Origin of the sequence: Protofrankia sp. Cr1, assembly GCF_963555865.1 — a bacterium.
GTDB lineage: Bacteria > Actinomycetota > Actinomycetes > Frankiales > Frankiaceae > Protofrankia.
The window spans coordinates 8,050-17,533 of the sequence record NZ_CAUVXO010000049.1 but is presented as its reverse complement, the minus strand read 5'-3'; the positions used below and the strand labels follow the sequence as shown (position 1 = coordinate 17,533).

7 protein-coding genes are annotated in these 9,484 nt (G+C 70.4%); all 7 read right to left on the bottom strand.

Features of this window, described 5'->3' with window-relative positions; translation table 11 throughout:
• Positions 1 to 61 precede the first annotated feature (61 nt).
• Positions 62 to 880, bottom strand: a complete 819-nt coding sequence (locus tag U9980_RS07075) for an enoyl-CoA hydratase-related protein (protein ID WP_322767197.1) — start codon at positions 878 to 880, stop codon at positions 62 to 64.
• Entirely contained in the window at positions 877 to 1,692 is an 816-nt protein-coding gene (locus U9980_RS07070) for an SDR family NAD(P)-dependent oxidoreductase (RefSeq protein ID WP_322751162.1), read from the bottom strand. The genes U9980_RS07075 and U9980_RS07070 overlap by 4 nt, the downstream gene beginning before the upstream one ends.
• Positions 1,692 to 4,127 (bottom strand): CoA transferase, encoded by a 2,436-nt coding sequence (locus U9980_RS07065; RefSeq protein ID WP_322767196.1) that lies wholly within the window; start codon positions 4,125 to 4,127, stop codon positions 1,692 to 1,694. Before U9980_RS07065 ends, U9980_RS07070 begins: the two co-directional genes overlap by 1 nt.
• The gene (locus tag U9980_RS07060) at positions 4,124 to 6,943 is read right to left on the bottom strand and encodes an alpha/beta fold hydrolase (protein WP_322767195.1); all 2,820 of its coding nucleotides are present in this window, start codon (positions 6,941 to 6,943) and stop codon (positions 4,124 to 4,126) included. The genes U9980_RS07065 and U9980_RS07060 overlap by 4 nt, the downstream gene beginning before the upstream one ends.
• 8 nt (positions 6,944 to 6,951) lie before the next feature.
• The gene (locus U9980_RS07055) at positions 6,952 to 7,710 is read right to left on the bottom strand and encodes an SDR family oxidoreductase (protein ID WP_322767194.1); all 759 of its coding nucleotides are present in this window, start codon (positions 7,708 to 7,710) and stop codon (positions 6,952 to 6,954) included.
• A 10-nt stretch (positions 7,711 to 7,720) separates the two neighbouring features.
• A complete protein-coding gene (locus U9980_RS07050) occupies positions 7,721 to 8,866 on the bottom strand; it encodes an acyl-CoA dehydrogenase family protein (RefSeq protein WP_322767193.1) in 1,146 nt (381 codons plus the stop codon).
• Positions 8,866 to 9,484, bottom strand: a 619-nt coding sequence (locus tag U9980_RS07045) for a TetR/AcrR family transcriptional regulator (protein WP_322767192.1), incomplete at its 5' end; no start/stop codon positions are given. The genes U9980_RS07050 and U9980_RS07045, both read right to left, overlap by 1 nt.

Below are 9,484 nucleotides of genomic sequence, written 5' to 3'. Positions count from 1 at the left end.
CCGACGCCAGGCGCGCGTCAGTTCGACGAGCTCATCGACGACAATGGCTCGGTCCAGGTTGTCATCGGAACCTGGCGAAGTCCGGGGGGCGCTTCTCGGCGAACGCCGCCTTGCCTTCCTGGGCCTCGCGTGTGTGCACGAAGATGTCGAGGGCATCAAAGCCCACCGCGCCGACGCCGGCGAGCTGCTCGGTGTCGGCGTTGAAGGAGTGCTTCAAGAACGCGAGCGCGGTGGGGCTGCGCTCGAGCAGCTCGCCGGCCCACCTGCGCACCTCGGCCTGCAACTCGGCGAGCGGCACCACGGCGTTGACAAGTCCCCACTCGAGCGCTTGGGCGGCGTCGTAGCGACGGCACAGATACCACATCTCGCGGGCGCGTTTTTCGCCGATGGCGCGGGCCAGGATGCCGGTGCCGAAGCCTGCATCCCATGAGCCGACCCGCGGCCCCGACTGGCCGAACGTCGCCGTGTCGGCGGCGATGGAAAGGTCACAGAGGACGTGGAGGACGTGCCCGCCGCCGGCGGAGACGCCGTTGACGGCAGCGATCATCGGCTTGGGGATGGCCCGCATGACCCGGTGCAGCGTCTGGATCTCGAAGATGCCGTAGTCGGTTGGGCCGTAACCGCCGAACTCGGCCGCCATCTTCACGTCGCCGCCCGCGCAGAAGGCCTTTTCGCCGGCCCCGGTGAGGCAGACGACGCCCACGGCTGAGTCACCCCACGCCAGCTTGAACGCATGGATCAGCTCGTCGACAGTGTGGGCGGAGAATGCGTTGTAGCGGGCCTCGCGGTCGATCGTTATCCAGGCCAGGCCGTTGTCGACCTCGTAGCGGACATCGGTCAGCTCCCGCGATCGGGCGTCGGTCAGCTCGCGGGATGTCATGCCGTCACCGGTGTGCGCCGGTCGATGTTGCCGCCGTCCGCGTACGACGGCATGTGCGCCTGGGAGCCGCCGTCGATACTGATCGCCTGCCCGGTGATGAACGATCCCTCATCGGAGGTGAGGAAACAGACGAGGTTGGCAATGTCCTCGGGCTGCCCGGCCCGCGACACGAGTTGATGGCGCAGGAGCCGTTCGATGGCCGGGCCGTCAAGCTTCTGCCGCAGCCGATCGGTCAGGATGAATCCGGGGCAGATGGCGTTGCACCGCAGGCCGCGGCGGCCGTACTGCGTGGCGATCGAGCGGCTGAGTGCGATCACCGCCGCCTTCGCCGCGGCGTAGGCGGTCTGCCCGGTGTCACCCAGGAGGGCCTGGCCGGACGAGGTGTTCACCACGGAACCGCCCCCGCGCTCGAGGATGTGGGGGATGGCCGCCTTGCAGCAGAGCATCGTCCCGCGGAGGTTCGTGCGTATCGTGCCATCCCACGTGTCGAGGTCGAGGCCGAGCACATCGACGTCGGACGGCGTGAGGTTCATCGCGCTGGCGTTGTTGTGCAGCACGTCGATGCCACCGAACGCCGACACCGTGGTCGCGACGAGGCGGTGTACCGACGACTCGTCGGCGATGTCGACCCCGACCCCGATGGCAGTGTCCCCCGCGGCCACGATTGCGGCCGCGCGCGCAGCCGCGCCGTCGGCGTCGATGTCGGCGACAACAACGGCTGCGCCCTCTTGGGCGAGCCGGTACGCGGTCGCCGCTCCGATCCCGTTCGCGGAACCGGTGACGATTGCCACCTTCCCGTCGAGGCGGCCCATCACAGGACTGCGCTCAGGGCAGCTGATTCGCGGAGTACCACAGCGTTCTCCTTCAGTTCAGCGATGTCGTCATTCGAGTAGCCCAGCTCCGCAAGGACCGCGTCCGTGTGTTCCCCGAGAAGTGGGCTCGGTGCGACTCGGCCAGGCATGTCCGAGAACGCGACCGGTGCCGCGTGGCGGAGGATCGTCCCGAAGAGCGGGTGTTCGACGTGGGTCACGAGTCCCGTCTCGACCAGGACGGAGTCGGTGTTCGTGAAGTCGGCCATCGAGCCTTCAAAAACCTCTACGACGCAGAGTCCGTGGCGCCCAAGAAGTTCTTCCCACTCCGTCGACCTTCGGGTGGCGAAGCACTCCGTCAACTCCTCGACGAGGTCGTGGTCGTGGTCCGCCCGCGTCCCCGCAGAGGAGAAGCGCGCATCGGAGACGAGGTCCGACCGGCCGAGCGCAGTCGTGAGCAACTCCCATTCGGTCTGGGTGGGGGCGGCCACCATGATCCACCCGCTGGCGGCGGGATACAGGCGATAGAGCGCGTGTAGTCCCCGTTGGTCGGGGTCCGGCCCCTGGATCGGCGGCTTTCCCTCGTAGCGGACGTAGTCGTCGGCGTAGGCGTAGGCGTTGCCTTCGATCATGCTTGTTGCCACGAACTGGCCAACGCCACTGCGGCGCTGGTGGAGCAGCGCCAATGACAGGGCCGAGAGGACGGCGAGGGCCGCGTTGGAATCGCCGTCGACGGGTGGCTGCACGCGGCTGGCGAGCTGCCGGAGCTCCTCGACGCCGGCGCCGGCCGCTCGTTCGGGGGCGAGCCAGTAGCCCGCCTGACGGTGGTATGCGCCCGACGTCGCCGAGGCCGGCCCCGCGTACAGCGGGCGTTCGCTGTACGGCCCGTCCACGCCGTAGCCGCTGGCGTGCAGGTAGACGATGCGTGGGTTGAGGCGACGGACTGTTTCGTAGTCCAGCCCGAGGCTCGTCGCGACCTTGGGCCGGAAGCCGAACGCGAAGACATCCACGCGGGCGAGCAGGCGCTCGATGATGGCGCGGCCCTGGGCTGACTTCAGGTCGACGGCAACGCTCTCCTTGCCCTCGAGCACCTTGACCGCTCCCGCCTCGGGAATGCCGTAGTTGACGCGCATCGGGTCGCCGGTGGGCGCTTCGATCTTGATCACGCGGGCACCGAACGACGCGGCCATGGTCAGGGCGAACGGCATGGCGTAGAAGTAGCCGAGCTCGACGATGGTGATGCCGGCCAGTGGATGCGGCAACGCCGCACCGGCTCGACCGACGGTCACGGCGGGCGGCGCCACGGCGGGCGGCGCCACGGCGGGCGGCGCCACGGCGGCGTGCTCGCCCAGAGCGGGCGCGGACCGGCCGATTCTCGATGGCGTCGCCGAGAAGGAGGCGATGGGCCCGATCTCGGCGATGGGTCCGACGACCGGGTCGAGCACCTCGACGATCTGCCCGTTGTGCAGGGCTTGGGGGTGCTCCATCGCCTCGTCGCCGGTGCGCACGACCTCAAACGCGATGTTGGGGTCGGCGAGCAGGATCGGGACCCATTCGTCCATCGTCCGCCGGCGGAACGCGTCGTAGAACGCCGCGCGGTAGCGGTCGGTGGCCACGGCGTCGGCGCTCGAGGGCCGGGCGACGGTGATCTCGAGTGCAGCGACGAGCGCGCGCAGCTGATGTTGCATGGTCGTCGAAGCGTTGATCCAGTGGCCGTCCTTGCTGCACAGCAGCGCCGGTGGGCGGGCGGGTGGCGCGGCGCGTGGCCGGTCCGGCTCGCTTTCCTGTTGCAGCCGGACCTGCCAGTGCATCGTGCCGAAGTAGTCGGCCGGCGTGAGTCCCTGGAGCAGCGTCGCGTCGAGGTGCTGGCCGCGGCCGGTGGTCTCGCGGGCCGTGAGCGCGGCGAGCACGCCGCTGCAGGCGAGATGACCGGCGCCGACGCTGGCCAGCGGCGCGGCCACGAACATCGGATCGTCGCCGGCCGGTCGGCCGGTGTAGATCCCCGGCGTGAAGAGGCCGGCCTTGGCGGCGACCGCCGCCTCGTATCCCTTGATCGACGCATAGCTTCCGCACCGTCCGAAGGCGGTGATCGAGCAGTGCACCAGCCGGGGATTGCGGGCCCGGAGCACCTCGTCGTCGATGCCCCACCGGGCGGTGACACCCGGTGCGAACCCGTCGATCACGACATCGGCGCCCCGCGTCAGCTCGATGAGCTCGTCGCGCCCGGCATCGGTTCGCAGGTCGATGACGACGCTCTCTTTTCCCCTGCACCAGACGAGGAAACCCGACGGCATCTCGCGGCGTAACCGATCGCCTTCGGGCGGTTCGACCTTGAGGACGCGCGCGCCGTTGTCGGCGAGCAGCATCCCGCACAGCGCCCCGGCGATGCTGCCGCTACCGAGCTCGATCACAACCAAGCCGTCACAGCACGTCGTCATCGAATGTTCCCGGTGAACGCGAAGTCCTCGATGAGGGCCGCGAGCTCCGCCGGCTTGGCGCTCTGCACGCTGTGGCCGGCGCCGCTGACGATCTCGAGACGCGCCGAGGGCTGGCATCGGCGCACCTGATCCGCGTGGGCGGCCGGTACGTGAAAGGAATCGCCGCCGCGCACGAGCATCAGCGGGCACCGCACCGCCTCGAGATCAGCCCACAGCGCGCTGAAGTCGAGCGGTGGGTCGCCGGGCAGGCGGAGTCGGTCGTAGCGCCACGCCCAGCGCCCATCGGCCCGACGGTAGGAGTTGTGCCGCGCACCGACCGCCACCGACTCAGGTCGTCGGCCGGTGGCGGCAACCGTGGAGTCGACGAGCTCGGCGAACGACGCGAACGACGGCTCGGCGCTGATGAGGGAGCTCCCCCCACGCTCCTGCGACGTCATCTCCACCTCGTGGACGCTGGGCGTGACGTCGACCACGACGAGCGCCCGCACGAGGTCGGGTCGCCGGGCGGCGAGCCGGATGCCGGTCAGGCCCCCGAGCGACATCCCGACGACGACCACCGGCTCGGCGGTCAACTGCGGCACCGCACCCGCGACGACATCAGCGTTGCGCCACGGCCAGTAGTCGCGATCGGCGCGATGGGACGACCGTCCGTGTCCCGGCAGATCGAGCGCGACCAGCGGGCGCTTCAGCGCCGGCGCCACGCCGTCCCACGTGTGGGCGTTCTGGCCACCGCCGTGCAGGAGGAGAAGCGCCGGTCTTTGCTCACCCCAGATCACCGCGCTGAGCACCTCGCCGTCCGGGCCGTGGCGGTCCTCACGCCGAACGGCCACCTCGGGACCGCGCACGTAGGCGAACTCGTCGTAGTCCTCGCGCCCGAGCGCGGCGAGCCGGACGCCCGCCTCTGCCTGCGGGTTGTCGAGACTCGACAGGTCGCCCGGGTCGGACCCGGTCACCCACGCACGCACGGCGCGGCGATGGACCTTGCCCGACCGGGTCCGCGGCAGGTCGGGCACGGCCAACACTGCCGACGGTCGCATCGGCTTGCCGAATGCCGTCGCGATCCGGTCGGCGACGGCTGCCGTCAGACGTGCTTCGTCGGCGGGCGCGCACGAAGCCTGCACCACGAGCACGGCCACCTGTCCCTTGACCGGATCGTCGACGCCGATCGCCGCGGCGGCGGTCACGCCCTCGACCTCGGTGGCGAGCGACTCGAGCTCGGCGGGCCCGACGCGCTTGCCTGCGATCTTCAACACGTCGTCCGACCGTCCGGGGATCTCGATGCTGCCGTCGGCGTAGCGCAAGGCACGATCGCCCTGGACCCACGTGCCGGGCAGGCGTGACCAGTAGGCGTCGAGGTAGCGATCGGTCTCGCGCCACAAGCCGCGGGTCATCGCCGGCCACGACCTCGTAACCACGAGCTCGCCCAGCTCGCCGGACACGGAGCGCCCCTCGTCGTCGACGACGTCGATCGCCATGCCTAGCGCGGGACCGGAGAACCGACCCGCGGAGGTGGCGACGTCGGGGTAGCTGGCGACGATGCAACCGCCCACCTCGGTGCCGCCCGACCAGTTGATGATCGGGACGCGGCCTCGCCCGACATGACGATGCAGCCATCGCCACGCGGGAAGGGTCCAGGGCTCGCCCGAGGAGAGGATGACGCGAAGCGTCGGGAGGTCGTACGGCGCGACCCACTGCTCGCCCGCGGCCGCGAGCGTGCGCGCGGTCGTCGGCGACAGCGCGTACTGGGTGATGCCATACCGCTCGACGAACCGCCAGATGCGGTCCGGCTCGGGATGGTCGGCGACGCCTTCGAACAACACGGCCGTGGCGCCCAAGGTCAAGGGCCCGAGTGCGCCCATCGGTCCGGCGAGCCACCCCATGTCGCTCGGCCACGAGAACCGGTCACCCGACCCAACGTCCGCCGTCAGAGCGAGCTCCAGCATGAGGTTGTAGGGCAATCCGCCGTGGGTGTGCAGTGCGCCCTTGGGTCGACCGGTTGACCCTGACGTGAACGCGAGCAACCACGGCGTCTCGGCGTCGAACGTCTCGACCTCGCCTGCTTCGGCGGCGTCGGCCACGGTCTTCCACCGCACGATCGCCGGATGCGGCGGCAGCGTCTCGCCGAGGCGAGACACGACGACCACCGTCTCGACGTTCGCCGTCTCGGCGGCGGTCAGCGCCGTTTCGAGCATCACGCTCGGGCGCCCGCGTCGCATCATGCCGTCGGCCGTTACGAGCACTCGAGCCTCCGCGAGCTGCAAGCGCTCGGCCAGTGGCGCCGGTCCGTAGCCCGAGAACGCCGGCGCGACGATCGCGCCGAGACGGGCAACGGCGAGCATGGTCACGATCGCTTCCGGGACCATCGGCAGGTGCATGGCAACGACATCGCCGCGGCCGACACCCAACTCACGGAACCCGGTGGACGCCCGACGCACCTCACTCGCCAACTCGGCGAAGCTCAACTCCCGCGACTCCCCGCCGTCGCCTTCCCAGATGACGGCCGGCCCGATGAGGCGGTCCACCCACCGCTCGCACGCCAGCCAGGACACGTTCGTGCCACCGCCGACGAACCAGTGGCCGAACGGTGCGCCGTCTGACTCGTCGCACAGCGACGTCCACGGCCGCAGCCACTGGGCGCCGACGAAGTCGAGCGCGGCCGGATAGAACCATTCGGGATCGGCCGCGGCGCGGGCCGGGAACTCGCTGCGGTCGCCGACGCCGAGGACGGCAGCGAGCTGAGCCACGCGATAGCCGCCGACGAGGTCGGGGGGAGGGACCCAGCGGTCAGAATGGAAGGTTGGGGTCAACGCGCGCATCGAATGCCTCAGTTCCGCATGTAGGCGCCGGCGGCGACGTTGAGGATCTCACCGGTGATGTGGCGAGCGCGGTCCGACGCGAGGAACGCCGTCGCCTCGGCGATGTCATCGACGCCGACCGGTGTCCGCATCGGCGGGCTGGCGAAGTCGAGGATCTCCGGGTTGTCGTCCATGAACTTGGTGCCGACGACGACGCCCATGCTCACCGTGTTGACTCGGATGTCGTGCGGCGCGCCCTCGACGGCCATGCACCTCGTGAGCGCGTTGAGCCCGCCCTTCGTAATCGCGTAGGGCGACTCCAAACCGTCACCGCCGACGTCGGGGGCGTAGCTGCTCGTGTTGACGATGCTGCCCCCACCCGCGCCACGCATGATCGGCATAACGTGGCGGCAGAGATACCACGCCCCGGACAGGTTCACGCGAAGACACCAGAGCCAGTCCTCCGGGTCGTAGTCGAAGATCGCGCCTCGCACGTTGATCGTGGCGTTGTTGACGAGGATCTGGATCGGACCAAGCTCGTTGTTAACGGCATCGACGACGGCGTCGATCCGACCCCAGTCGCCGGCGTCCAGCGGCATGCCGACGACCGTCGCGGCCGGGTAGTCGGCGGCCATCTGCGCCGCCACCTCGGCCGCGCGACGCTCGTGGATGTCCGTCACGACGACGGTCGCGCCGCTGGCCGCAAGCCGCCGGGCGATCGCCTGCCCGCATCCGCGACCGGCGGCCGCCGTCACGAGAGCGACGCGACCTTTTAACTCTTCGTCCACCCGTTCCTCCTCAGCGGGGCAGGCCGAGCGTGCGTTCGGCGAGCGTGTTCTTCTGGATCTCGTCGGTACCGCCGGCGATGCGCATACCCGGCGCGAAGAGCACCGCGCGGCTCCATGTGCTGTCGCCGGCGCTGGCCGGGTCCCAGGCCGTCGTCGCCGGCCCGTGGATGCGCGCCCCGACCGTGGCGGCCCGCCGCAGCAGGTCGCTGTCGAGCAACTTGGCGATGGACCCTTCCGGCCCCGGCTCGCGGCCGGCAAGCACCGCGGCGTTGATGCGCTTTCCCACGTAGGCGAGCACCCGCTCGCGGATCACGATGTCGACGAGCTCGGCGCGCAGCACCGGATCGGTGGCGACGCCGCGGCGACGCGCCGCGGCGATGAGCGTCTCCGCGTCCGGGACTAGGCCCGCAGTCGCGCGCGTAGTGCCGAGCGAGACGCGCTCGCTCATGAGGCTGACGAGCGCCGCCGCCCAGCCGCGGTTGACCGTCCCGACGAGGTTCTGCGGCGGGACGTGCACGTCGTCGAAGAACACCTCGTTGAAGTGCGCCGTGCCGTCGATCTGGCGCAGCGGTCGAACAGTGATCCCCGGTGCCGCCATGTCGAGGAGGAACATCGTCAGACCGGCGTGCTTCGACGCGGCCTGCGGGTCGGTGCGCGCCAGGAGCAAGCCGAAGTCGGCGTGTTGCGCGCCCGACGTCCACACCTTCTGACCGTTGACCGTCCATCCCGACGCTGCGGATCCGGCCGCCCGCGTGCTCAGCGAGGCCAGATCGGAACCGGCACCGGGCTCGGAGAACAGCTGGCACCAGATCTCGTCGGCTCGCAGCAGGGGCGGGAGGTACCTCGCCTTCTGCCGGTCGGTGCCGAGCGCGAGCAGGGTCGGGGCGCAGACACCGAGCCCGACGACGAGCTCGCTGAGCGGGAGGCTGTACGCGGTCGCTTCCTCGTTGAACTCGATCTGCTCGCGGACGCCGAGGCCCGCTCCGCCGTATTCGGCCGGGTAGGTGATGGCCCCGAACCCGGCTGCGCACAGCGCCTGCTGGCAGTCGCGACTGCGGGCCAGCTCGTCGGCGGCGACGGCCTCCGACGGGATCCATCCACGTCGGGGGGCCTCGACGGCGAGCCACTGGCGGGCGCGGCCGCGAAAGCTCGACATCACGGCCGCAGCACTTGCCGGACGACGTCGAGCACCAGCCGGCAGCTCGCGTCGAGATCGACCGTCGGGTCGCCGAACCACTCGAAGTTGATGCCCTTCATCAGCGCCGCGACGGTCGCCGCCGCCGCCGGGGGATCGACGGAGGCCGGGATGCTTCCGTCGCGCCGGCCACGCTCGAACGCGGTCCGCAGCGTCTCGATATTCCGCGACGCGAACCGCGAGTGTTCGACGGCGACGTCGGGAACGCCGAGGACCGACTCGACGAGGATCACGACGCTGGCTCGCCAGTGCGCGGGGTGGCCCTTCGCGAACGCGAACGTCGCGGTGACCCACCGGTCCACGAACTCGCGGCCTGGGATGTCGGGATCGCAGGCCGCGGCCATGTGATCCGTGTAGCTCGCGTCGATCTCCTCCTGGATCGCCCTCAGCAGGCCGGCCTTCGACTCGAAGTGGAACGGAGCGAGGCCGTAGCTGTAGCCCGAGCCGCGGCTGACGTCAGCGAGCTTCATGCCGGAGTAGCCCCTGGTGGCGAGCAGCCCGATCGCCGTATCGAGCATCGCGGCGCGGGCCGCCCCCGAACGTTCGGCTCGACGCGTCCTGGCCTGCGGGCTTGCCTGC